Annotated in this window: 25 protein-coding genes and 2 pseudogenes; 9 read left to right on the top strand and 18 right to left on the bottom strand. The window is 71.2% G+C overall.

Features of this window, described 5'->3' with window-relative positions:
• Positions 1 to 43: 43 nt before the first annotated feature.
• From F1734_RS25420 to F1734_RS25450, 7 genes are all read right to left on the bottom strand, one after another.
• Positions 44 to 670 carry an Rv2732c family membrane protein gene (locus tag F1734_RS25420; RefSeq protein WP_010596793.1) on the bottom strand — a complete coding sequence of 209 codons (627 nt, stop codon included), beginning with the start codon at positions 668 to 670 and terminating at the stop codon, positions 44 to 46.
• A 49-nt stretch (positions 671 to 719) separates the two neighbouring features.
• The gene (locus tag F1734_RS25425) at positions 720 to 1253 is read right to left on the bottom strand and encodes a hypothetical protein (RefSeq protein ID WP_010596794.1); all 534 of its coding nucleotides are present in this window, start codon (positions 1251 to 1253) and stop codon (positions 720 to 722) included.
• 28 nt (positions 1254 to 1281) lie between these two features.
• Positions 1282 to 3048, bottom strand: a complete 1767-nt coding sequence (gene ctaD, locus F1734_RS25430; RefSeq protein ID WP_010596795.1) for an aa3-type cytochrome oxidase subunit I — start codon at positions 3046 to 3048, stop codon at positions 1282 to 1284.
• Between the two features lie 110 nt (positions 3049 to 3158).
• Positions 3159 to 4106, bottom strand: a complete 948-nt coding sequence (locus F1734_RS25435) for a M56 family metallopeptidase (protein ID WP_010596796.1) — start codon at positions 4104 to 4106, stop codon at positions 3159 to 3161.
• Positions 4103 to 4456, bottom strand: coding sequence for a BlaI/MecI/CopY family transcriptional regulator (locus F1734_RS25440; protein ID WP_203012033.1), 354 nt, complete (start codon positions 4454 to 4456; stop codon positions 4103 to 4105). Before F1734_RS25440 ends, F1734_RS25435 begins: the two co-directional genes overlap by 4 nt.
• A 45-nt stretch (positions 4457 to 4501) precedes the next feature.
• The gene (locus F1734_RS25445) at positions 4502 to 5428 is read right to left on the bottom strand and encodes a M23 family metallopeptidase (protein WP_010596798.1); all 927 of its coding nucleotides are present in this window, start codon (positions 5426 to 5428) and stop codon (positions 4502 to 4504) included.
• Positions 5429 to 5562: 134 nt separating this feature from the next.
• Positions 5563 to 7554, bottom strand: a complete 1992-nt coding sequence (locus F1734_RS25450; protein ID WP_010596799.1) for a bifunctional copper resistance protein CopD/cytochrome c oxidase assembly protein — start codon at positions 7552 to 7554, stop codon at positions 5563 to 5565.
• Between the two features lie 209 nt (positions 7555 to 7763).
• Here F1734_RS25450 and F1734_RS25455 point away from each other — a divergent pair, with 209 nt between their 5' ends.
• Positions 7764 to 8693: a cation diffusion facilitator family transporter gene (locus F1734_RS25455; RefSeq protein ID WP_029547273.1), complete on the top strand. Its 930-nt coding sequence runs from the start codon at positions 7764 to 7766 to the stop codon at positions 8691 to 8693.
• 493 nt (positions 8694 to 9186) lie between these two features.
• Here the strand turns inward: F1734_RS25455 and F1734_RS25460 are convergent, their stop codons facing one another.
• From F1734_RS25460 to F1734_RS25485, 6 genes and pseudogenes are all read right to left on the bottom strand, one after another.
• The gene (locus F1734_RS25460) at positions 9187 to 9633 is read right to left on the bottom strand and encodes a Rieske (2Fe-2S) protein (RefSeq protein WP_003939293.1); all 447 of its coding nucleotides are present in this window, start codon (positions 9631 to 9633) and stop codon (positions 9187 to 9189) included.
• A 46-nt stretch (positions 9634 to 9679) separates the two neighbouring features.
• Complete coding sequence (locus F1734_RS25465) at positions 9680 to 10945, bottom strand: ZIP family metal transporter (RefSeq protein ID WP_029547300.1); 1266 nt, start codon at positions 10943 to 10945, stop codon at positions 9680 to 9682.
• The gene (locus F1734_RS25470) at positions 10942 to 12006 is read right to left on the bottom strand and encodes a multicopper oxidase domain-containing protein (protein WP_037202585.1); all 1065 of its coding nucleotides are present in this window, start codon (positions 12004 to 12006) and stop codon (positions 10942 to 10944) included. The genes F1734_RS25465 and F1734_RS25470 overlap by 4 nt, the downstream gene beginning before the upstream one ends.
• 339 nt (positions 12007 to 12345) lie before the next feature.
• Positions 12346 to 13546, bottom strand: a pseudogene (locus F1734_RS25475) (multicopper oxidase family protein).
• Between the two features lie 15 nt (positions 13547 to 13561).
• Entirely contained in the window at positions 13562 to 13843 is a 282-nt protein-coding gene (locus tag F1734_RS25480) for an SHOCT domain-containing protein (RefSeq protein WP_029547272.1), read from the bottom strand.
• Between the two features lie 111 nt (positions 13844 to 13954).
• Entirely contained in the window at positions 13955 to 14122 is a 168-nt protein-coding gene (locus tag F1734_RS25485) for a hypothetical protein (protein ID WP_203012046.1), read from the bottom strand.
• 208 nt (positions 14123 to 14330) lie between these two features.
• On the opposite strand from F1734_RS25485, the gene F1734_RS25490 reads away from it, so the two are divergent.
• Positions 14331 to 14660 carry a cupin domain-containing protein gene (locus F1734_RS25490; RefSeq protein ID WP_010596926.1) on the top strand — a complete coding sequence of 110 codons (330 nt, stop codon included), beginning with the start codon at positions 14331 to 14333 and terminating at the stop codon, positions 14658 to 14660.
• Positions 14661 to 14704: 44 nt separating this feature from the next.
• On the opposite strand, the pseudogene F1734_RS26620 reads toward F1734_RS25490, so the two are convergent.
• Positions 14705 to 14881, bottom strand: a pseudogene (locus F1734_RS26620) (DUF3703 domain-containing protein); the annotation flags it as partial.
• A gap of 216 nt (positions 14882 to 15097) precedes the next feature.
• Here F1734_RS26620 and F1734_RS25500 point away from each other — a divergent pair.
• From F1734_RS25500 to F1734_RS25525, 6 genes are all read left to right on the top strand, one after another.
• On the top strand, positions 15098 to 15481 hold the full coding sequence (locus F1734_RS25500) for an ArsR/SmtB family transcription factor (protein WP_029540281.1): 384 nt from the start codon (positions 15098 to 15100) through the stop codon (positions 15479 to 15481).
• Positions 15478 to 17430, top strand: coding sequence for a heavy metal translocating P-type ATPase (locus tag F1734_RS25505; RefSeq protein WP_010596927.1), 1953 nt, complete (start codon positions 15478 to 15480; stop codon positions 17428 to 17430). Before F1734_RS25500 ends, F1734_RS25505 begins: the two co-directional genes overlap by 4 nt.
• Positions 17427 to 17942 carry a signal peptidase II gene (gene lspA, locus F1734_RS25510; RefSeq protein WP_010596928.1) on the top strand — a complete coding sequence of 172 codons (516 nt, stop codon included), beginning with the start codon at positions 17427 to 17429 and terminating at the stop codon, positions 17940 to 17942. Before F1734_RS25505 ends, lspA begins: the two co-directional genes overlap by 4 nt.
• Positions 17939 to 18286: a DUF3703 domain-containing protein gene (locus tag F1734_RS25515; protein WP_010596929.1), complete on the top strand. Its 348-nt coding sequence runs from the start codon at positions 17939 to 17941 to the stop codon at positions 18284 to 18286. Before lspA ends, F1734_RS25515 begins: the two co-directional genes overlap by 4 nt.
• 46 nt (positions 18287 to 18332) lie before the next feature.
• Entirely contained in the window at positions 18333 to 18500 is a 168-nt protein-coding gene (locus F1734_RS25520; RefSeq protein ID WP_231386049.1) for a hypothetical protein, read from the top strand.
• Positions 18501 to 18762: 262 nt separating this feature from the next.
• Positions 18763 to 19293: a DinB family protein gene (locus tag F1734_RS25525; RefSeq protein ID WP_010596932.1), complete on the top strand. Its 531-nt coding sequence runs from the start codon at positions 18763 to 18765 to the stop codon at positions 19291 to 19293.
• A 9-nt stretch (positions 19294 to 19302) separates the two neighbouring features.
• Here the strand turns inward: F1734_RS25525 and merB are convergent, their stop codons facing one another.
• The 3 genes from merB to F1734_RS25540 form a co-directional block, all read right to left on the bottom strand.
• Positions 19303 to 19644 (bottom strand): organomercurial lyase, encoded by a 342-nt coding sequence (gene merB / locus F1734_RS25530; protein ID WP_072636219.1) that lies wholly within the window; start codon positions 19642 to 19644, stop codon positions 19303 to 19305.
• Complete coding sequence (locus F1734_RS25535; protein ID WP_010596933.1) at positions 19608 to 19817, bottom strand: hypothetical protein; 210 nt, start codon at positions 19815 to 19817, stop codon at positions 19608 to 19610. The genes merB and F1734_RS25535 overlap by 37 nt, the downstream gene beginning before the upstream one ends.
• 491 nt (positions 19818 to 20308) lie before the next feature.
• Positions 20309 to 20644, bottom strand: a complete 336-nt coding sequence (locus tag F1734_RS25540) for a hypothetical protein (RefSeq protein WP_010596934.1) — start codon at positions 20642 to 20644, stop codon at positions 20309 to 20311.
• A gap of 557 nt (positions 20645 to 21201) precedes the next feature.
• Between F1734_RS25540 and F1734_RS25545 the strand changes: the two genes are divergently transcribed.
• Positions 21202 to 21687: a hypothetical protein gene (locus tag F1734_RS25545; RefSeq protein ID WP_010596935.1), complete on the top strand. Its 486-nt coding sequence runs from the start codon at positions 21202 to 21204 to the stop codon at positions 21685 to 21687.
• Positions 21688 to 22033: 346 nt separating this feature from the next.
• Here the strand turns inward: F1734_RS25545 and F1734_RS25550 are convergent, their stop codons facing one another.
• Positions 22034 to 22894: a coiled-coil domain-containing protein gene (locus F1734_RS25550; protein ID WP_029547270.1), complete on the bottom strand. Its 861-nt coding sequence runs from the start codon at positions 22892 to 22894 to the stop codon at positions 22034 to 22036.
• Between the last annotated feature and the right edge of the window lie 51 nt (positions 22895 to 22945).

Consider the following 22945-nt stretch of genomic DNA (forward strand, 5'->3'; position numbering starts at 1 on the left):
GTCCGCGCCCCTCGTCCGCGCGCACGAGCCGGCCGAGTGCCGCCTAGCGGTCTGCGGGCGGATCTGGTTCCTGCGCGTCGCGGCGAGGCGGGTCGAGCCGGTAGTGGAACTGCTCGGGCAAATGTGTCTCGGCGTCGCGGCGGGCGGCCTCGGCCTCGAGCATCGTCGACGTGCGGGCCCAGACCACCTTGAGCCAGTGGAAGGCGAGCATCAGGACCGCCGCCCAGCCCAGGAACAGTCCGGCGCCCGGCCCGGCGCCCCCGGCGGCCGGATCGAGGGTCTGCCGTGACCACACCGCCAGCACCGCGAACACCACCGCCAGGGTGCATCCCGCGGACGCCGCCAACGCCAGCACCCACCGTCGGGTCACCAGCGCCAGCATCGACACCCCGATTCCGAACACCGCGGCCAGGGTCAGGAAGATCCGCGAGGGCAGGGTGATCGTCTCGGCCACCGCCTGCTCGGAGCCGGCCAGCATCTGCCAGCCGTTGGCGCCGCCGCTGTGCGGCAGGGCGAACGAGACGGTCAGCACCACCACGGCTGCGGCGACCACCACCGCCCGCATCCCCGGATCGATCTCGGCGGCCGCCTGCCGTTCGGCGGCCGCCAGCTCCTGCCGCCGCTCGGCCGGGTCGGGCTCGGCGGTGGGCTCGTGCGGTGACTCGGTCATCGCGCCTCCTTCATCCGGTTCGGGGCCCGACAGCCCCGGGCAGGGGGCGTCATCGGGGGTCGACGAGCAGCCGGGCCTGCGGTTCGTCCTGCCACACCTGCGAGACGACGGTGCAGTACGACCACGCCGTGGTCGACCAGCTGTCGAATGCCTCGGCCGTGCCCGCTCCGGCCGCGATCACCCCGGCCGCGGTGAGCACCGTGCGGTTGGCCAGAGCCGCGGCCGGGCTGCCGAGCTCGGCAACAGCCCCGGCGAGCAGCCCGGTCACCTCGAGCACCTCACCCGGTACGGCCGGCGCCGAGCTGGTCGTCAGGGGCGTCGGTGGCCGGCGGTGCAGACCCGCCCGCAGATGCACCTCGATCTGCACGAGGACCTGCTCGAGCGCGCGTACGTGGCGGCGGAGTTTGCCCGGACGGGCGATGTGCGCGCCGGTGACCGGCGCCAGCCGAGACAGCCGCTGCGGATCCGGCAGCCCGGCATGGGTGAGCACGAGCGGGGTCAGATCCCGGATCAGCCAGTCGGTCAGCAGCGCGGTGGCGCGGGGTGTGGCCGGCACGGCGACCGCCGGGGTGTGGGGGTGCATCCTCGTCTTCCTTCGACCGTGGTGACGATCACCGAGTGGACGGATCGGTGCGGGGATCGGGCCCGGACGCGTGCTGCGGCGACGCAGGCAGTTCCTCGACCCGGTGCTGGCCCGGCCCGACATGGGCCTCGGCGCGCAGCCGCGCCACCATGTGCGGGTAGTGCAGCTCGAACGCCGGGCGCTCGGACCGGATCTTCGGTAGCTCGGTGAAGTTGTGCCGCGGCGGCGGGCAGGTCGTCGCCCACTCGAGGGAGTTGCCGTAGCCCCACGGATCGTCCACGGTGACGACCTGCCCGTACCGGTAGCTCTTGAAGATATTCCACACGAACGGCAACACCGAGGCGCCGAGCACGAACGACCCGAGCGTGGAGACGATGTTGAGCGTGGTGAATCCGTCGTCGGGCAGGTAGTCGGCGTAGCGCCGCGGCATGCCCTCGTTACCGAGCCAGTGCTGCACCAGGAACGTGGCGTGGAAGCCGACGAACGTCAGCCAGAAGTGCCACTTGCCGAGACGTTCGTCGAGCATGCGCCCGGTCATCTTCGGGAACCAGAAGTAGATGCCCGCGTAGGTGGCGAACACCACGGTGCCGAAGACCACATAGTGGAAGTGCGCGACCACGAAGTACGAGTCGGTGAGCTGGAAGTCCAGCGGCGGGGACGCCAGGATGACACCGGACAGCCCGCCGAACAGGAAGGTGACCAGAAAGCCGATGGAGAACAGCATCGGCGATTCGAACGTCAGCTGCCCCTTCCACAGGGTGCCGATCCAGTTGAAGATCTTCACGCCGGTGGGCACCGCGATCAGGAACGTCATGAACGAGAAGAACGGCAGCAGCACCGCGCCGGTGGCGTACATGTGGTGCGCCCACACCGCGATCGACAGCGCCGCGATCCCGAGCGTGGCGTAGACCAGTCCGGTGTAGCCGAAGATCGGCTTGCGGGCGAACACCGGCAGGATCTCGGAGATGATGCCGAAGAACGGCAGCGCGATGATGTACACCTCGGGATGGCCGAAGAACCAGAACATGTGCTGCCAGAGCATGGCCCCGCCGCTGCCGGGATCGAAGATGTAGCCGCCGAGCAACCGGTCGTAGAGCAGCCCCAGTAGCGCCGCGGTCAGCAGCGGGAAGGCCAGCAGGACCAGGATCGAGGTGATCAGGATGTTCCAGGTGAAGATCGACATCCGGAACATGGTCATGCCGGGGGCGCGCAGGCACACGATGGTGGTCACGAAGTTGACCGCGCCCAAGATGGTGCCCAGGCCGGAGACGGCCAGGCCCACGATCCACAGGTTCGCGCCCATGCCGGGCGAGTGCAGCTCCGAGTTCAGCGGCGCGTAGGCGGTCCAGCCGAAGTCCGCGGCGCCGCCGGGGGTGAGGAAGCCGCTGACGGCGATGAGCGAGCCGAACAGGTACAGCCAGTAGCTGAAGGCGTTGAGCCGGGGGAAGGCCACGTCCGGGGCGCCGATCTGCAGCGGCAGGATGTAGTTGGCGAAGCCGAAGACCACCGGGGTGGCGTACATCAGCAGCATGATCGTGCCGTGCATGGTGAACAGCTGGTTGTACTGCTCGTTGGACAGGAACTGCATTCCCGGCACCGCGAGCTCGCTGCGCATGATCAGCGCCATCACCCCACCGATCGCGAAGAACGCGAACGAGGTCACCAGGTACAGCAGCCCCAGGACCTTCGGGTCGGTGGTGGTGACCATCTTGTAGACGAAGGCACCCTTGCGGCCCCGCCGCGGTGGCATCGGGCGGGTGGCGACGGGGACGGGTGGGGGAGCGAGAGCGGTCATGTGCTGTCCGATCCGGGTTTCTGCGCGAGCGCACAACGATGAGGCACTCGACAGCCTACCCAAATACTATGAAGAATAGTATTTGGGGGCGGTGCGGGGCCCGCCGCCCCTCAGAGCACGGCCAGGACCAGGCACAACCCGGCCGAGGCGGTGGCGAGGCCGGCCAGCGCGGCCGCCGCGGGCACGGCCATCGACAACGCCGCCGCCGCCGCGTACGACAGTCGCGGACACCGCATCCGCCAGCTGGTGCGCAGCTTGACCAGCCGCAGCGACGTCTCGTTGCTCAGCCCCAACGTCCCGGCCGGTTGCGGCAGCGGGGAGGCCGAGACGGCCACCAGCGCCGCGCACACCGTGGCGGCGCTGGTGGCGCGGGCGGCATGCTGGTCGGCGGTGAGCTCGACCAGGGTCTTGACCGCCGAGGGGGCCGCGGCGAACAGCGGCACGGCCGGGAACACCGCCGCGAGAATGTCGCAGGCGCTGACGAGGCGGTGATGGCTGCCGCGCAGGTGGGCCCGCTCGTGGGCGAGCACGGCATCGCGCTCACCGCTGCTCAGGCACTGCGACAGCCCGTCGGTGGCGACCACGAAGCCGGGCCGGCCGGCGACACTGTAGGCCATCGGCATCGGGTGCGCGAGCCACATCACATCGTCCCCCCGGGAGTGGGCGACGATGGAGATCACCTCGCGGTGGTAGTCGAGCAGGCGGGCCTGCGCCCGGGCGTGTCGCCGGCCCAGGATCACCGCCCGGGCCACCAGGGCGCTCAACGCCAACGCCCCGGCCCCGGCGAGGACTTCGGTGATCCACGGTTGGATGGCGTGCGAGACCGCGGACAGGCACCGCACCAGGGCCTCGACCGCGGACTCGGCCGGGGCATGATCGGGCCAGATCAAGATGATCACCGCCGAGACCCCGAAGAACAGCGCCCCGGCCAGGCTGCCCAGCCACGCCGCCAGCACCATCCCCGGCGGCAGCGAGGTCGCAGCCACGCGGCGCAGCATCGGCGGCGCGGCCACCGCGATCAGGGCGGCGCCGAGGAGCAGGACCAGAGCCAAGGTCATTGCTCGGGGGCCCGGCTGGTCCAGCCCCGGCGCAGGGCGTCGTACTCGCGGTCGGTCACCGTCTTGGCGAAGTGCAGCAGCACGGCACTGGGATCGGCACTGCTGTCCAGCAGCGCCCGCAGGGCCTGGGAGGTGGCTTCCTCCCGGCTGCGCGAGGGCGAATAGAAGTAGGCGCGGCTGCGCTTCTCCCGCTGCACCCAGCCCTTCTCGTACAGGTGGGTGACCACGGTCAAGATGGTGGTGTAGGCGAATTCCTTGCGAGCACGCAACCGCTCGACCAGATCGTGCACCGACTGCGGCTCGTCGGTCGACCACAGTTCGGTCATCACCTCGGCCTCGAGACCCCCAATCCGTACATGACTCCCCTCGCGGACACTCGCCGATCATCGATGAACCTACGCACGCGCATCCGGGACGACCGGAACTCCGCGTGCGTTCAACCATGCCATGGGATCGGCCTTGCGACCGTCCGACGCCCACACCTCGTAGTGCAGATGCGGCCCGGTCGACTGGCCCCGATTGCCGACGGTGGCGATCTGCTCCCCGGCGCGCACCCGCTGACCCGCCGACACCAGCGCCTGGTCGATATGGCCGAACACCCCGATGGTGCCGTCGTCCTGCAGGATACGCACCCACAAGCCGAACCCCGAGGCCGGACCGGCCTCGAGTACCGTGCCGTCGGTGACCGAGACGATGGGGGTGCCGATCGTGTTGGCGATGTCGAGACCGTAGTGGGTCGTGCCCCACCGCGGCCCGAAGTTCGACGTCAACGTGCCGCTGACGGGCATCAGCGTCTTCGGGCGCCGTGCCTCGGCCTCGCGCGCCGCCCGGCGCTCCTCCCGCACCCGGGCCCGTTCGAGCTGGTCGGCGAAATCCGCCAGCGTCGGCACCTGCGAAACCTGCAACACCTGCGGGGCCTGCGACGGCGCGGCCGCCGTCGACTCGTCGGGATCGGCCTGTCGCCGGTCGAGGGTGTGCTCGTCGGTGGCGGCGTGAGCGCTCGAGGTCGCCGCGGTCAACAACGCTCCGGCCGCCACCGACACCGCCAGCACTCGTCCGCCGGCCCCGCCCCCGGGCCGGCGGTGGGCCCCCCGCACCGGTCGCCGGGTCGCTGCGAGCGGCCCCCGCGGTGGCGTCTGGCCGACCTGCGCCGTGTGTGCGGGACGGTCGGTCAGCGGCGCCGGCACCGCCGCGGCCTCGTGGTCCGCATCCGGGCCCCGGCCCGGCGCGTCGACGGGAAGCGGCCCCGAGGAGGCCTGATCCACGGCACGCGGTACGGCCGGGAAGGCGAGGTCGGGCTCGGGTCTGCGGTGTCGGGCCAAGATCGCATCCTTGTGAAGGAACCCGCTCGCTGATAACGAAACGGTGACGGACACCGACACATTACTACTATTCCGCATAGTTTCAACAACGAGGCAGTGGAGCCCCGCGGCGGCGTGGTCGGGGCGCCGTGCGGTCAGCGGCGCCGGTCGGGTCCGTCCGCCTCGCCCCGAACTCCGTCCAGTCCGCGCAGCATCGCGTTGTAGGCGGCCAGGTCCTCGTCACCGTCGCGGTCGATCTGCTCGTCGCGGCGCCGGGCGCGGCGTTCGTCGGCCGAGGCCCAGCGCACCGTCGCCAGCACCGCCGCCAGCAGCAGCGGCAGCTCCCCCACCGCCCATGCCAGGTTGCCGCCGAGGCGCTGGTCGGCGGCCAGGTCGTCGAAGAACCCCCGCCGCAACGAGGTGTAGTACTCGGCGGCGACGACGGTCTGGGCGTTGATCACCGACACCAGGAAGAAGGCGTACGCCGCCAGCGCCACCGCCGCCGCGCCCACCCGGGCCGTGGGCGCCGGGGGGCGCGGCAGCGGGTCCAGGCCCACGGTCACCCAGAAGAACAGCGATCCCACCGCCAGCAGCCACACGTTGGTCAGTACGTGGGCGACGTGCGATCCGGCGAGCGCGTCGTACAGTCCGGCGAGGTAGAGCAGATAGAAGGTGCCCACGAACGCCGCCACGGCCACCGCGGGGTGGGTCAGCGCCCGGACGGGCGTGCTCGCATACATCGCGCGCAGCCAGTCGCGCGCCCCGGGGGCGGCCCCGTCCGGCCGAGGGCGGACCGTGCGGGCCGCCAGGGTGAGCGGGGCGCCGAGCACCAGACACAACGGGGCCACGACAGCGATCGCGGCGGTGGCCGCAAGATGCACGCTGAACACCGCCGGGGCGTAGCGCCCCACCCCCGAGGACGTGGCGAGCAGCAGCACCAGACATCCGAGCAGCCACCCGACGGTGCGCCGGAGCGGCCACCGCCCCCCGGCCGCCCGGACCCGGCGCACCCCGAGCAGGTAGAGCGCCGCGAGCACCACCGCAGCGGTGCCCAGCAACAGATCGAAGCGCCACTCGGTCAGCATGCGCACCGGTGTCGGTGCCCCGTCCAAGCCGTAGCCCAGCACCTCCTCGACCAGGCTCGGGTCCCGCTGCTCCCCCACCGGCGGCGGGGTGCGTCCCAACGCCACCCCGAGCCCGACGGTCACCGCGAGCACCGCCGACTCCACCACCGCCAACCGGGTGAACGCCCGCCGGTCCGCCGGGTCGGCGGCCAGCGCGGTCACCGCGACGGTGCGTTGGCGCCACCCCAGCCAGCCCACCACCACCAGCGCCATCCCCTTGGCCAGCACCACGAACCCGTAGGCGCCGTCGAAGACCTGTCCCAGCGGCACCCGCACCGCGGCATTGACCACCCCGGACGCGGCCATCACCACGAACGCCGCCGCCGCGAGCGCGGAGAACCGGCGCGTGGCCAGATCCAGATGCCCCCCGCCGCGGACGGTGTGCAGCACCAGTGCCGCCAACCCGCCGGCCCACAGGCCGACCGCCACCAGGTGCAGCACCAGACTATTGGTGGCCAGATCATGCGAGCCCCCTGCCGACGAATGCCCCGTCACCGCCCGCGGCATCAGGCTTGCCACCGCCAACACCAGCAGCAGCGGCGTCCACCGGTGTCGCAGAACGAGCCGGCATCCCAGACCCACCACCGCTGCCAGCCCCGCCGTCCACAACCACGCGGTGGCCACCTCGATCTCCCCGACCGCCCGCAGAAACGGCAGCGGATCGGCGAAGACCACCCCCACGGGCTGGCCGGAGGTGTCCGACAACGACAGCGGCACCAGCGCCAGGGCACACCCGGCCCACACCGCCGCCGCCGCCCCGGCCGTGCGCACCGCCCGGTACCCGTCGACATCGAGCACCCCCGAGCGCTGCGGCGGCACCAGCACCGCCGCGAGCAGCAACGACCCCACCATGACCGCTGCGGACACCTCTCCCACCGCGGTGGCCGCCGGTAGGCCGTACCTCGTCAGCGCCCCCGGATCCGGCAGCCCCAGCAACCGCAACACCTCGGTGCTCGACACCGCCGCCAGCATCGTGGCCACGACAGCCGCGCCCGCCGTCCAGCCGAGCATCGCCCCGACCACCGCTCTACCGTCCCCGGCGCTCGCCACGGCACAACCTCACCCTCGTTTGTCGTTCGCCCGTTCCCGCCGGCCGAACCCGCAGACCTGCACCTCGCCGCCGAAATACTAAGAAGAATAGTTGTCCGGCGCGGTCCGCCTCCGCCACCCCACGATTGCACATATGCATATATGACAATATGATCGCTTGTGCGTCGACGAAAGGAAGACCGATGAGCCACGGACACGGACACGGACACGGCGTCTCCCCCGCCCAGGCCGCCAGCGCCTCCGGCCGGTACGTCCGCCGGCTCTGGATCGCCGTCGCCCTCGGCCTGACCACCTTCGTGACCCAGCTCGTCGTCGGCCTGTCCACCTCCTCGCTGGCCCTGATCTCCGACTCCGCACACGTGTTCACCGACGTGTTCGGCATCTTGATGGCGGTCACCGCCATCACCGTCGCCCAACGTGCCCGCACCCGGCCGGACCGCACCTTCGGCCTGTACCGCACCGAAGTCTTTGCCGCACTGGTGAACGCCGCACTGCTGTTCGGCGTCGCCGGCTGGGTGCTCTACGAAGCCGTCCAGCGTCTGTCCGACCCCCCGGAGGTTCCCGGCCTACCCGTCACCCTCGTCGCCGTGGTCGGCCTGGTCATGAACGTCATCGCCTTCCTGCTGCTGCGCAAGGGTGCGCAAGAGAGCATCAACGTCCGCGGCGCTTACCTCGAAGTCCTCGCCGACATGCTCGGCTCGGTCGGCGTGCTGGTCAGCGGCCTGGTGACCCTGGTCTTCGGGTGGCGCTACGCGGACCCGCTCATCGGTGTCGCCATCGGCGTGTTCGTCCTGCCGCGGGCCTACAATCTCGGCCGCCACGCACTCGGCATCCTGCTCCAGCAGGCACCGGCCCGCATCGACGTCACCGAGGTCAACGCCGCACTCGACGCTGTGCCCGGGGTGCGAGAAACCCATGACCTGCACATCTGGACGCTGACCTCCGGCATGGAGGTCGCGTCCGCCCACCTGACCACCGAACCCGACGCTGATCCCACCACCGTGCTCGCAGCAGCGCAAACCCTGCTGGCCGAACGGTTCCACCTCGAACACGCCACCGTGCAGGTCGAGCCCCCTGAGAGTGAAGGTCGCTGCCGCGAACTGCAATGGTGACCGACCGCAAGGATCGGGGGGCCGGCCTCGGGCATACCGGCAACGGTGCATCGCACAACCCGGCGAAGGTTCGCTGTCGTGGGGCGCAGGCCAAGGCCGGCCACGTCGCCCGCGCCGCAAGCGTCCGCGCCCTCGAGCGCAGCATCGCCGCCGCCGAAGAACAACTCCCGCACCCTGCGCCGGGCCGCAGGGCCGGCTCGCCGCGGGGAACACCCTCGGGGACCGCACCCACACACGGTGGGGCTTCGCCGGCGGCCCGGTGGCCGACAACGACACCGCAGCCCTGGTCGCGGCGATCCGTGAGGTCTGGTCGATCTGATCGCCGACCGCGCTGGCACGACCGGCAATGGAACCGGCAAGGCTGGGACGGGCACGGCACCGTCGACAGCGGCGCAGTCGACCGGTGACATGTGCGCCACCAAGGAGGCCTGCGTCGAGTCTGAGTGGGGGGCACACTACCGGCGCGTCCGCGACCGAGGTGGTTCACGCGGCTTCATTCTCCCGAGCGGACGAAAACCCGCCGATCGCGGTCAGTGATTTGTTCGGATCGGTTGACGGTGAGAACACCTCCGGTGCGGGTGACGGTGCGAGCGGGTAGCGGCTCGGGGGCGGGGCTGCGGATGACCGAACCGTCCACGATCGAGAAGCGGCTGCCGTGACACCGGCAGCCGATGAACCCGTCGGTTACCTCCGAGACCGTGCAGCCCTGGTGGGTGCACACCGCGGAGAAGGCCCGGAACACACCGGCTTCGGGTTGGGTGATGACGAGTTGGGTATCGGCAAGGACGATTCCGCCGCCGACGGGCACCTCGGATGCTGTGATCTCGGCGGGTGCACTCTCGTCCTGGCGCGGTTGCGTCGACGAGCATCCGGCGGCGGTGAGACAGCCGGCGGTGCAGGCCGCGGCGAGAACGGTGCGCCGGGGCAGGGGCGTGGACACCAACGTTCCTCCAGGTGTGCGGGCGGAGCGGGTCCTCGGGACGCGGTCAGGCGGGGACGGCCAGACCGGTCAGGTACATCAGGGTCAGACCTGCTCCGATGCCGGCGAGCACGACCGGCGCTGCGGCGGGGCGCCCGGCCCGCAGTGTCGGTGCGATCTGCACGATGACCTGGATGATCGCCCCGGCCCCGACCCCGAGGAGCAGCGCGGAGACGTCGGTGTTGACGACGGTGGCGCCGAGCACCGCCCCGAGTACCGCGGGGGCACCGGCGAGAAGCCCGAGCCCGAGCAGGGCCGGCACCGAGGTGCGCTCGCGGGTCAATGGTGCGACGATCGCCAGTCCCTCGGTGGTGTTGTGCAGGGTGAAGCCGATGACCAGGAAGGCGCCCAGGGCGAGCTCGCCGACCGCGTAGGCGGATCCGATCGCCAGGCCCTCCCCCAGGTTGTGCAGGCCGATGCCGAGCGCGATCATCGCGGCCAGGCGGAGCGCGGAGGCATCGGCGGTGCCGGCGCGCTTGCGTCGGGCGCGCAGGTAGCGGTCCACCCCGGTGAGGGTCAGGAACGACAGCGTCGCCCCCACCCCGACCAGTGCGGGACCGCCGAACGCGCCGCCGGTGGCGGTGGACAGTTCGATGCCCTCGGCGGTGGCGTCGAAGGCGAGGAACGCGAGCAGGCCGACGGTCACGGCGAGGGCGAACTGGACGAGCGCGGGGCGGGCGCGGCGCAGCACGGGCAGCAGCAGCATGCCGAGCAGCACCGGGATGATGCCGACATAGGTGCCCAGCAGCGCCATGAGGCCGAAGAACCGTGGCCCGGGTGTCGGCGTCGGTGCCGCCGCGGGGATTTCGTGCTCGATCGCCAGGCCGGTGGAGGTCAACAGCGACACCAGGTAGGGCTGCCCGGCGATCCACGGGTAGTCGAGGACGATCCGCTCGGAGTCGAAGCGGCCGAGGGCGTCGTCGGCCCCGGTGGCGGCGACGAAGACGTCGTTGACGACCACCTGCGCGACGGTCACCGGGTCGGGTCCGACGTTGCGCAGTGTCAGGATGATGCGTCCCGGCTCGAGGACGGTGCGTTCGACGGCGATGTTCTCGAGGGGTGGGCCGCTGCGTTCGGGCAGGGTCTGCCCGGCGACGAGCGCGAGCAGGGTCAGGGCGGCCAGGATGATCGCGACGACACCGGCGCCGGGAATCCAGCGGCCCCGCCCGCCGGCGGGTGCGGCCGGTTCCGGGGCGGTGCCGGTGTCCCCCGAGTCGGGGCTCTCGATGCGGTCGCCGGTGGCGGCCGGTGCGGGGTGGGGGTTCGGGGTCATTCGGACACCTCGAAGAATCCCATCCAGCCGAGGTCGGCGAACTCGGTCTTGTGTGCGTGGAACATGTATCTGCCCGGGTACGGGAATCGGAGTTCGCAGATGCCGCGCTGGCCCTGGGCCTGGACCACGGTGTCGGTGAATTCGGACGGTTCGAGCCGGGTGCCGGTGGGGTAGTAGTCGAAGAAGTTGCCGTGCAGATGAAAGCTGTTGACCGGGTCGTATTCGAGGACGTTGACCAGATAGATCCGGACCAGCTCGTTGCGCCGGACCTGGACCGGTTCGTGCATGTAGTGGAACGGGATGCCGTTGACGGCGTAGAGCTGGTTGCCTTCGCCGTCGAAGGTGGTGTTGTACCCGTGCATCACCATCACCATCTCGTCCGCCGGCGGCCGGTCCTGGGGTGGGTCGACGATGAAGGTGCCGTACATGCCGCGGGCGATGTGCTCGGCGAGCGGGCTCACATGGCAGTGATACAGGTGCACCCCGAACGGGATCGCGTCGAATTCGTAGGTGAACGACTCGCCCGGTTCGATCACACCGCGCCCCACCCCGGGCACCCCGTCCATGTCGGCGGGGTGGATCCCGTGGAAATGCATGGTGTGCGGATGCTCGGATCCGTTGGTGAACCGTACCCGCAGCAGGTCCCCTTCGCGGCAGCGCAGCGACGGCCCGGGGATGCGCGAGTTGAACGTCCACGCCGGGAACGTGATTCCCGGCGCGATCTCGATGTCCTCGTCGCTCGAGAAGATCTCCCATTCCCGCAGGGTGCGACCGTCCGGCAGGACCGAGACGGTGCCGTAATCGAAGTCGCGCAGGATGGCGTTGGGGTGGAACCCGTTGGCGGAGTGGTCCACCTGCCGACCGAGCCGGAAGGTGGGCCCGTTGACTCCGCCGCCGTGTGCGGCCGGGTTCGAGCTGTGCCCGCCGTGTCCGGCCGCGGGGCCGCCTTCCTGGGCTACCCGGTCCGCGGATCGGGCGATCCCCCCGGCACCGAGCACCAGGCCCGCGGACCCCGCCAATGCTCCCCCGAAGAGCACCTGACGGCGGGTCGGGGCGTTCACGCGATTGCCGTCGGCGACATTGTCCGGGCACACGAAACCATGCGAGTAAGACGAAGCACATCAAAAAGTTTGGCACACCGAAATCAATACTTCAATAATGCAAAACCCAGGGGTGGGACAGGGGTGAGCGGGATGTCTGAGGCGTTCCCGCGCCGCGGGTCACCGGGCCCGCTGGTGCGTTCCTGCCGGGTGCGGATCGCCACGGCGGCCAGCAGCGCGATCCGGCCTGGCGGCGACGGCAGCGCCGAGGTGCTGGTCGCACCTCGGGAAGATCGCCGTCGCGTGGATTGGAATCCTCGAGGTCGAATGCTAGGCGGTGACCGAGGGGGACTCGCGGGGTCAGCGGGCTTCGATGACGCCCATCATGCCGTTGTCCTCGTGGTCGAGGATGTGGCAGTGGTAGACGGTGCGGCCGGGAAAGTCGTCGAATGCGACGCGCACGGTGAGGCGACTGCGAGCCGGGATGTCGATCACGTCCTGCTGGTGGGGCTCTGCGATCGTGGCGCCGGAGGTGAGCTGCATCGGCCACACGTGCAGGTGCATGGAGTGATCCATGGGCGAGTCGTTGACCAGGGTCCACTCCTCGATCGTGCCGAGTCGCACGGTGTGGTCGGTGCGGTCGGGGTCGTACGTGCGGCCGTCGATCGTGAAGCTCATTGGTGTCGATCAGCACGTCGGCACGGTTGCCGGCGGCGAGGTCGATCTGCTGCACGGGCCGGGGTTCGCGGAAACGACCCGAGTCCAGGCCGATCAGCCGCAGGGATTGCCCGTCGAGTCGGAGTCGCAGATGCCGGCTGACACAGGCGTTGACGATGCGCCACCGTTCCCGGGCGCCGGGGCGGGTGGTCACGGTGGGCCGCACTTGTCCGTTGGCCAGGATCAGGGCCCCTTCTCGCCCCAGCATGCGGTCCATCATGGTCGGCGCCGGGATGGTCCCGGCGCCGTCGATGCTCAGATCGGAGAGCACCAGGACCCGCTCGACGGTGGTCGGGATCGGGTCGGGGTCCTCCACGATCAGTGCCCCGTACAGGCCCGCGAAGATCTGATCGGCGACCAGGTGATGGTGGTGCGGGTGATACCAGTACACCCCGGGGGGATGGTGGTCCGGCAACCGGTAGTCGTAGTCGAAGTCGGTGCCCGGCTCGACCCGCAGGAACGGGTTGTCGGAGTTGCCGGAGGGGGAGACGAGCACACCGTGCAGGTGCAGATTGGTCGGTTGCGGCAGCCGGTTGCGCAGCCGGACCTGCAGCCGATCCCCGGGACTCACCCGCAGGGTCGGGCCGGGCACGCCGTGGTTGAACCCGAATCCGGCAACCTGGGTTCCGGCGAGTGGGAAACGTCCCGGTGCCGCCTCCAGGTCGAGGGACAGCGCGCCGCCGTTGCCGGCCAGCACCGGTGCCTCAACCCATGCGGCGGCGGAGACGGTCTCCGGTCGGGGCGTTCGGGTGGACTGCCACGCCAGTCCGAGCCCGCCGGCGGCGGTGGCGGTGACACCCAACGCGCCCAACTGCAGGGCCCGCCGTCTGCTGATCGGTTCCATGAGCGCGCCTTCGAGCTAGTCGTGGCCGTCGAGCACGCGCCGTCGCTCACGGTATTCCTCGGAGTCGATCTCGCCTCTGGCGTACCGCTCTTCGAGGATCTGCCGGGCCCGGCCCTCACCCGGCGGAGGGGGGTAGGTGCTGCTGGGGGCGGCGAAGTGGCCGCCGGAACCGGACAGTCGGGAGAGCAACCGGATCGCCAGCACCACCAGGACCGCCAGGCCGAGCAGCAGCAGCGCGGCGAACAGCCACATCCCCCAGCCGCCGTTCATTCCCCAGCCGCAGTTTCCGTAGGGCATCACCGCAGATTCCTTTCCGGAGAGGCCATATCGACCGGCCACCGTGTGCCCGGCCTGCCCTCACGATACGCCCGGGGCGTACCGCTCTTCGAGGATCTGCCGGGCCCGGCCCTAGGTGCTGCTGGGGGCGGCGAAGTGGCCGCCGGAACCGGACAGTCGGAGAAGCAACCGGATCGCCAGCACCACCAGGACCGCCAGGCCGAGCAGCAGCAGCGCGGCGAACAGCCACATCCCCCAGCCGCCGTTCATTCCCCAGCCGCAGTTTCCGTAGGGCATCACCGCAGATTCCTTTCCGGGAGGGCCATATCGACCGGCCACCGTGTGCCCGGCCTGCCCTCACGATACGCCCGGGGGCATACGGGCAGTGAGAATGCGCGGTCCGGTGCTGCCGGATGTGGCGCCGAGTGCGGTGTGCCGGCCACCCGAGGGTTCTACCGTGAGGGGCGGGGTGCGGCGGCGCCCGGTCGGCGGCACGGAGAGGAGTGCGATGAGGAAGCAGTCGCTGATCGCGGTGGCACGCCATCTCATGGCCCATGCCGCCACCGCCGCCAGCGGTCGGAGCGCTGAGACCGTCTACGGCGGCCACGAGCAGACGTTGCGGCAGACGGTCATTGCGCTGATGGGTGGGCAGTCGATGGGCGAGCACGGCAGCCCGGGCGAGGCGACCGTCTACGTCCTGCGGGGTCGGCTCCGCGTGAGCAGCGGCGACGCCTCGTGGGACGCGATGACCGGTGACCTTCTCGTCCTTCCCCGGACCCGGCACCGGCTCGACGCGCTGGAGGACTGCGCGATGTTGCTCACCGTGGCCAAGACCTGACCGGGGCCGAGCCGGGGCCGCGGGCGCGCCGCGGCGGCGAGGTCCTCGGGAATCGGCATCGGGGCGGTCGGCCCGGCGCCGGCGCGGCCGGGTGTTGCCCTCGGGATAGCGGCCCGCCGCGGAGCCGGGGCGGCGACGATGATCCGCACCACCTGCCCGAGGGCCTCGCGGGCGTCGCGGCGGCGCAGCGCCGGAACGAACATCGCGACGTGGTTGCCGGTGTGGGGCCAGGGCTACGGTCGGGACAGGACGGGGGCCCGCTCGAGGCGCCGCCCTCGAACCTCGTGTTCGTCGACCCGGACGGGCGGCAGCCATCTGCACCTCGTGCAGCCTCACGCACAACAATCCCGGGTCCGAGAGGTGAGCGCGTCACCGACTCGTCCCCTCTGCCACGACGCCCCCAGAAATCATCGATACAGACCGGCTATCATCGTTGCATGACGATCAATAGTGGGCTTGGGTGCAGGTTGTCCACCAGCGCCGGGGCGGGCCTCGATGCCGCGGTGGCGTTGTTCCACAGTCTCTCGGACGGAACCCGGTTGGCGATCGTGCGTCGTCTCGCCGGTGGAGAGGCGCGGGTGGCGGATCTGGTCGGTGAGCTCGGGTTGGCGCAGTCGACGGTGTCGGCGCACGTGGCCTGCCTGCGGGACTGCGGGCTGGTGCAGGGCCGCCCGCAGGGCCGGCAGGTGTTCTACTCGCTGACCCGGCCGGAGTTGCTGGATCTGCTGTCCTCGGCGGAAACCCTGCTGGCGGCCACCGGGAACGCGGTCGCGTTGTGCCCGAACTACGGCACCGACAGCGCACCGGGGGTGACGGAGTGAGCGAGGCGTGCGGCTGCGGCCACGACGAACCCCGCCCCGAGGGCGAGCAGGAGCACGAGCCGGAGAAGCTGTGGCAGGTCACCGAGATCCGGGCCGCGGCCGCCGCCGGGGTGCTGCTGGGGGCCGGGCTGGTTGTCGGCTGGAGTGGCGGACCCGACGTGGCGGAGCTGGCACTGTATGCGCTGGCGTTGCTGATCGCCGGCTACACCTTCGTCCCCGCCACCGTGAAACGGTTGGCGCACGGGAAGATCGGGGTGGGCACCCTGATGACGATCGCCGCGGTCGGTGCGGTGCTGCTCGGCGAGGTCGAGGAAGCCGCGATGCTGGCGTTCCTGTTCGCGATCAGCGAGGGCCTCGAAGAGTACTCGGTGGCCCGCACCCGCCGCGGCCTGCGCGCGCTGCTGTCCCTGGTCCCGGACACCGCCACCGTGGTCCGCGACGGCCGCGAACAGACGGTGCCGCCGGTGGAGCTGCGACTGGGCGAGATCATGGTCGTCAAACCCGGGGAGCGGATCGCCACCGACGGCACCATCATCGCCGGCCGCACCGCACTGGACGTCTCCGCGATCACCGGTGAATCGGTCCCGGTCGAGGCCGGCCCCGGCGACGCGGTGTTCGCCGGCGCCATCAACGGCACCGGCGTCCTCGAGGTCACCGTCACCGCCGACGCCGAGGACAACTCGCTGGCCAAGATCGTGAAGATCGTCGAGGCCGAACAGTCCCGCAAGGGCGCCGCCCAACGGTTGGCGGACACCGTTGCCCGGCCCCTGGTCCCGGCGATCCTGGTGGTCGCCGCGGTCATCGCCGCCGTCGGCAGCCTGCTCGGGGATCCCCGGGTGTGGATCGAACGCGCCCTGGTCGTGCTGGTCGCGGCCTCGCCGTGCGCGCTGGCGATCGCGGTCCCGGTGACCGTGTTCGCCGCGGTCGGGGCCGCCAGCAAACTCGGTGTCCTGGTCAAGGGCGGCGCCGCCCTCGAGACCCTCGGCCGCATCCGCGGGATCGCCCTCGACAAGACCGGCACCCTGACCCGCAACCGGCCCACCGTCGTCGACGTCGCCACCACGAACGGCGCCACCCGCGGCGAGGTGCTCGCGGTGGCCGCGGCGCTCGAGGCCCGCAGCGAACACCCCCTCGCCGCGGCGATCCTCGCCGCCGCCGATTCCGTGACTCCCGCCGAGCAGGTCGACGCCGTCACCGGCGCCGGGCTGAGCGGGCGGATCGGCGGAGCCTGCGTGCGGCTGGGGCGGCCCGGGTGGATCGAGGCGCGCGAGCTGGCCGCCGACATCGAACGCATGCAGCACGCCGGCACGACCGCGGTGCTGATCGAACGCGACGACCACCTGCTCGGGGCGATCGCGGTCCGCGACGAACTGCGCCCGGAGGCGGCCGAGGTGGTCGCCGGTCTGCGCCGGGGCGGCTACCGGGTCGCGATGCTCACCGGCGACAACGAACGCACCGCCCGCGCCCTGGCCGTCGACGCCGGGATCGACGAGGTGCACGCGGACCTGCGCCCGGAGGACAAGGCCCGCATCGTCTCCGACCTGCGCACCCGGCGGCCGACCGCGATGGTCGGCGACGGCGTCAACGACGCCCCGGCCCTGGCCACCGCCGATCTCGGCATCGCGATGGGCGCGATGGGCACCGACGTGGCCATCGAAACCGCCGACGTCGCCCTGATGGGCGAGGACCTGCGGCACCTGCCGCAGGCCCTGGCGCACGCCCGCCGGTCCCGGACGATCATGCTGCAGAACGTCGGCCTGTCCCTGGCCCTCATCACCGTCCTGATACCGCTGGCCCTGTCCGGGATCCTCGGCCTGGCCGCCGTGGTGCTCGTGCACGAGGTCGCCGAGATCGTGGTCATCGCCAACGGTGTCCGTGCCGGCCGCGTCCGCGCCCTCACCACCGCGGCACCGGCCACCCCGGCACCGGCGGACAGGGCCCACGCGTGAGTGGCGATCCGGTCACCACACCGGTCCCCGGGCGGCGGCGGGCTCGGACGGTGTTCGTGGCCGCCGCCGCCGTGCTGGCGGCGGCCGCCCTGATCGTCGAGCCGCTCATCCGGGCCGTGTTGGCCGGGGGCCGGGTGATCAACCTCGGGATGCTGCAGCTGCGCCTGACCTACAACACCGGGGTCGCGTTCAGCCTGGGAAACCAGCTGCCCACCCCGGTGCTGGTCGCGGTGACCGTGACCGTCACCGCCGGCATCGCGGTCTACGCCTGGCGTACCGCACCGACCAGTTCCGCGGCGGCGGTGATCGGGTTCGCGGCGATCTTCGCCGGGGCCGCCGCCAACGTGATCGACCGCCTCGTCGACGGCAAGGTCACCGACTACCTCCACACCGGCTGGTGGCCGACGTTCAACCTCGCCGACACCTTCATCACCTGCGGTGTCGCTCTGCTCCTCGTCTCACTGTTCGTCGACAGCAGATCCGCTGGCACCCGGGAGGAGGCCACCTCATGAGTTCGATGCCCGTGCACATCCAGGCCGCGTACACCGACGAGATGACCGCAGCCCGCACCGCCGCGGACGACACGACCCGGTGGGCACACCTCGAACGCGCCCACATCCTGTCCCAGCCCTACCCGTGGCCGCACACCCGCAACCATCTCGCCATGCTCGTCCTCGCGCTGCGCCGACGCGACCGCCGCGAGACCCTCGGGCAGGTGGTGCGGATCATCGTCGCCGCCCCCGGCTCCGCGTCGGGCCGCTACCCCGAGGGCAACACCGGCCGCTCCGGTGCCGGGCTGATGACCCCGATGCCGATGCCGGACGATCTGGCCCGCATCCTCGCCGGAACGCCCTGAACCGCATGGGATCGGGCGCACGCGCGTGCGGGCGCAGGTGGTGCCGGTGATCGGCACCCTCGCCGCCGCGGCCGGCGTGCTCGCCGGCACCGACATCGACGACATCGACGACATCGCGCTGACCGTGTCGTTCGTCGCCTCGGCGAGCGGGGCCGGCCGCGGCCTTGACAGATCGTCGCCGGCTGGTACCTCTGCTTCCTCGCCCTCGTGGTGATCAGCGTGGTCGCCGCCCTCGGCCTGGTCATCGTGCCCGACGACTGGGTCGGGCTCCCCGGCCTGCTGCCTGGCGCTCGGGGGCCGGGGATTGATCACCCCCGCGCTGCCGCCCGGGATCCGGTCCGGCACCCGTCCGTGTCCGGGTCTTGACATCGAATCCGCCGGAACCGAACCCACGGGCGGGGCTCGCCGACGGTCCGGGCCGGGCGGACAATGAGCCGTACCCGGTTCGCGATGACACAGACCCGCGGGGGGCAGCCATGACGGACCAGCAGCCGGTCGACCGCGCGGCGATCGCCGCCGACCTCGAACGCGCCCGGCGGACGCTGCACGAACTCCTCGACACCGCTTGCGCGACAGATCTCGATCGGCGCTCGCACGGCACCCGCTGGACCAACGAACAGCTGCTGTTCCACATGGTGTTCGGCTACATGGTGGTGCGGCGACTGCGGGTGCTGGTTCGGGTGTTCTCCCGGCTACCCGACCGTGTCGGACAGCTGCTCGCACGGGTCCTGGACGCGGCGGCCCCGGTGTTTCACGAGATCAACTACCGCGGGTCGTGCCTGGCGGCCACCGTGTTCGACCGTCACCGGATGGGCCGGCACTGCGACCGTGTCATCGCCGCACTGCAGCGCTCCCTCGCGAAGGAAACGGACGCGAATCTGCGGCGCAGCATGGCCTTCCCGGGGCGCTGGGACCCGTTCTTCACCAACGTGATGACCCTCGAACAGGTGTACCGGTACCCGGGCAAGCACTTCGACTTCCACCGCGAGCAACTCACCCTCGAATGACGCGCACCATCACCCGAGATCAACGGGTGAGCGCCCGCCGAAGATCGTCACCCCGAGACGGGTGGCGTCGGCCAGGTCGACGACGATGCCACCGACCTGCGGATGACCGTCGGCCCACCCTCGGGCGGTGGCGCGGTCGGCGAAGAAGTTCCGGTGCGTGCAGCAGCTGGGCGCGGAGGGCCGTGGCCGGCCGCGGCGCCGACGAACACCACCGCGGTGGCCGGGGACGCGGCGGCGGCCTCGCCGTGCACGGTCACGGTGGTGGACTCGGTGACAGGGATCGGTGGCGCTCGCCGGCTCGGCCCTCGGAGTCTCTATGTCCGCACGTACGCCTCGGTATCGTCCGCCCATTCCCACACGTGACCGTCGTAGGACACGGGTCCGAATTCGTCGTCCGGATCGACCGGCTCGGCTTCACCGGAATCGATCAGCTCGACCATGCTCGCCGCGTCGATGATCGAGGGCTTACCTGATCCGGCACCGGCGACAGCCGCCGCGATGTGCGCCGCGATCCACTCGCGCACCCCGTCGAACAGCCTCGGCTCGCCGTTCGGCGATCCGCAGCGCCCGTCAACATTCGGCTTTTTCTACATTTCCGTCTGGTTCGTATTCAGTGAGGTACATCCACTTCCCTGCCGTGAGTCAACGGCGGTTGCGCAAGTACTCGACCCAGCCGGTGAGAAAACCGCGTTCGTATTCGGCGGCGGCGGCGTCGAGGTGCTCCCCGGCAGGGGTAGTGAACCAGGTCGCACTCTGGCCGCGACAAATAGAGAAGCATCGGCAGCGGTGTCCCACCTCCGGGGCGCACCGCCACCCTGCACCGTCATTCCCGGCGTAGCCCGTGACATGCCCGGGATGCGATGATCCCTGCACGCAGGCCGAAAGAACTGCTCGGATCTCGGCCGGAGCCGACCGCCGGAATCGCCCGATCTCCCCGGCCACCGCCGAGAGAAGACATCTCTCCCCGGGCCGTGCACGAAGCAGCAGAACCTGCCCACCGTGGGCGCCACACCGGTCAACCGGCGAACAAAATTTGGGTGATCTCCGCGTCGCGGCCGTAGAGGCGGGCGGCCTGTGCCGTGGCCGCCGCCCGCACCTGGGTCTCGGACACCCGGGCCGCGGTGGTCACCGTCACCCAGCCCAACGTCGTGACCGGATCCCGGAGCGAGCACACCCGCACCGACCAGTCCACCGTGCCCGCCTCACGCCGGCGCGCCGACCCGGTCGACGCCGCCTCGCGTTCGGTGCCCGGCACGGCCGGAGCCCAGCGCCCCGCGAGTGCCTGGACCAGGTTTTCCAGTGCGACGGTGATCCACCGATTCGCGTGTGTCCGACGCTGTCGCGCGGTCATGACCCGGCCCGTCCTTCCCGGCCGGGTCATGACCGCGCGAGAATGTGCCCAGCGCGACGAGAACATAGTCTTTCCCGCCGCCGCGGACCGTCGCGCCCGACTTGCCGGCATCTGCAGCACCTTCACTCTATGCCCCGAGGTCATGACTTTCGCCCGTCCGCGTCCCGGTCCGGGCGTCTTCGCGCCGGTACGGACCCGCCCGGGTGGGCGCCGCCCTCGGCGCCACCGCGCACCGCGACCAGATCCTCCATCGCACGGACGGACCGACACCGCTGCCGGAATAGACGGTGTCACCGAGGTGTCGACGCGGGTGGATCGGGGCGTCACCGTGTCCCCCGGGCTCACCCTCACGCCTCGCAGAATCCCGCTCGGCTGGAGCTGCGGTGCGCCGTTCACCGTGAGGCGACCGGAACGTCCCGATCCCCTCGCAGCCCGAAACGGTCGAGGGCTTTCCTCGTCGCCGCACGCGGCCACACCGCAGACGCCCCGCCGCCCTCCCCGATCGGGGAGCGGTCCACCGCAGGTGTGAGACCGGCGACAGCCGGGCACTCTCGGATATGGAGCACGACCCAGGAGATGTCTGCCACGAAGCCGGCCTCGGCGGCCGACTGCTCACCTTCGCCGGCGAGGGCGAGTTGTCGATGCTGTCCGACGCGGTGGTTTCCCTGGTGTGCGCTCCCGACACCGACCACCCCCACTACGGTGACGTGCTCGAATGGATCGTCACCACCACCGCCGAGGTGATAGCCCTCAAGCTGGGTCCCCTCGTCCGGGGTGGTATCGCCGCCTACGCCATCAAGATCAGAACCTCCGACGGGCAGATCCTCGAGATCGGCGAGCTACCCGCACCCGAATGCCACCTGTGGACAGCGATCGTCGACGCCCTGACCGGAGACATCCGCCAAGCGCACCACCACCTGGCCCCCATCATCCATGCCGCCGACCGGGAGGAGCGGATCCGGGCACTGATCGAGGCGGTCGCCTGGCTCGATCGAGTGCTCGACATACCGGCATTTCCCGAACCCGATACCGCAACCGGATAGACCGGACGAGCGGCGCCACATCGTCGCGGCCGACCAGGGCTGCGGCGGACACCGGATCGGTCGGCGCGAGGGATCACTCCAAGCAGCATGAGGTGGTCCGGTTCCTGGACGTGCACAAGTCCGCGAGTACGTGTGATTATTCGGAATTTCCGAATGCTCCCTGGGCGGCGGTATTTGTCCAGGTGGCGGTGGCGTGCCGTGCCGTACGCCCGTTCCTTCCACGCCGGTCGCCCGGCGGTCGAGGTGGGGTTCGGTACCAGCGCAGACGGTACGGCGGCCGGTGCGACGTGGCCTCCGCTCTCTCGACTGCCGGACGGCAGACACAGGGATCATCCCGGATGGGGGGCTATCGCGGCTCGATCGGGTCCGATGCCGTAGCGAAAGCACGCAGTTCCCGCAGCTCGGTGCGTAATTCGTCGGCGCGTTCGCGGGCGGCGTCGACCTGGGCGCGGGCCGCGGCGGTCTCGGCGCGGGCGGCCGCGAGGTCGGCGCGCACGGCCTCGGTGCGCTCCCGCTCGGCGGCGCCCTCGGCGCGGGCGGCCGCGAGGTCGGATTCGAGCCGGCCCACGGTGGCGGTGGCCTGATCGGCGGCGGCGCGGAGCCGGGCGAGCTGGTCGCGCTGCTGTTCGACGAGGGCCTCGAGGTCGGCGGTTCGCCGACGGTGCGCCGCCTCCGAGTCCTCGACCCGGGTCGTCCACGCGTCCAGGGCCGCGGTGTGGTCGGCGCGGAGGCGGTCGAGTTCACTCTGGTGTTCGCGGCGGGCCGCGGCGAGCGCGGTGGTGGCATCGTCGGCCTGCGCGAGCGCTGCGGCCGCGGCCGCGTCCGCGTCGGCGCGCTCGTCCAACGCGGCATCGAGTTGCTCACGCAGACCGGCGATCTCGGCGCCGGCATCGGCACGGACCTTGTCGGCGTCGGCCTGCACCCGGCGCAGGTGCGCCTCGAGCGCCGCCGGATCGGCCAGCAGCGCGGTGGCCGCGCTGATCGACGCGGCCACCTCGCTCAGGCGCTCGAGGGCGGCCTGGGCTTCCTGCCGCAGCAACGGGACCGCCTCGGCCAGGGTGGACACGGCCGCCGCCGGATCGGTGGGGGTGGCCGCCTCGAGCCGCTCGGCGCGGGCCGCCTCCTTCTGCCGTTGCCGCCAGGCCCGGACCCGGTCCGCGTCCGAGGCGTACTCGCGGCGCCGCCCTCCCCTACTGCCCTCGGTCATCGCCCCGCCCTCCCGATCGCGTCCTGAGTCCCGATCGATGCTACCTCGTAC

This window comes from Rhodococcus ruber (assembly GCF_016804345.1).
GTDB classification, from domain to species: Bacteria; Actinomycetota; Actinomycetes; order Mycobacteriales; family Mycobacteriaceae; genus Rhodococcus; species Rhodococcus ruber.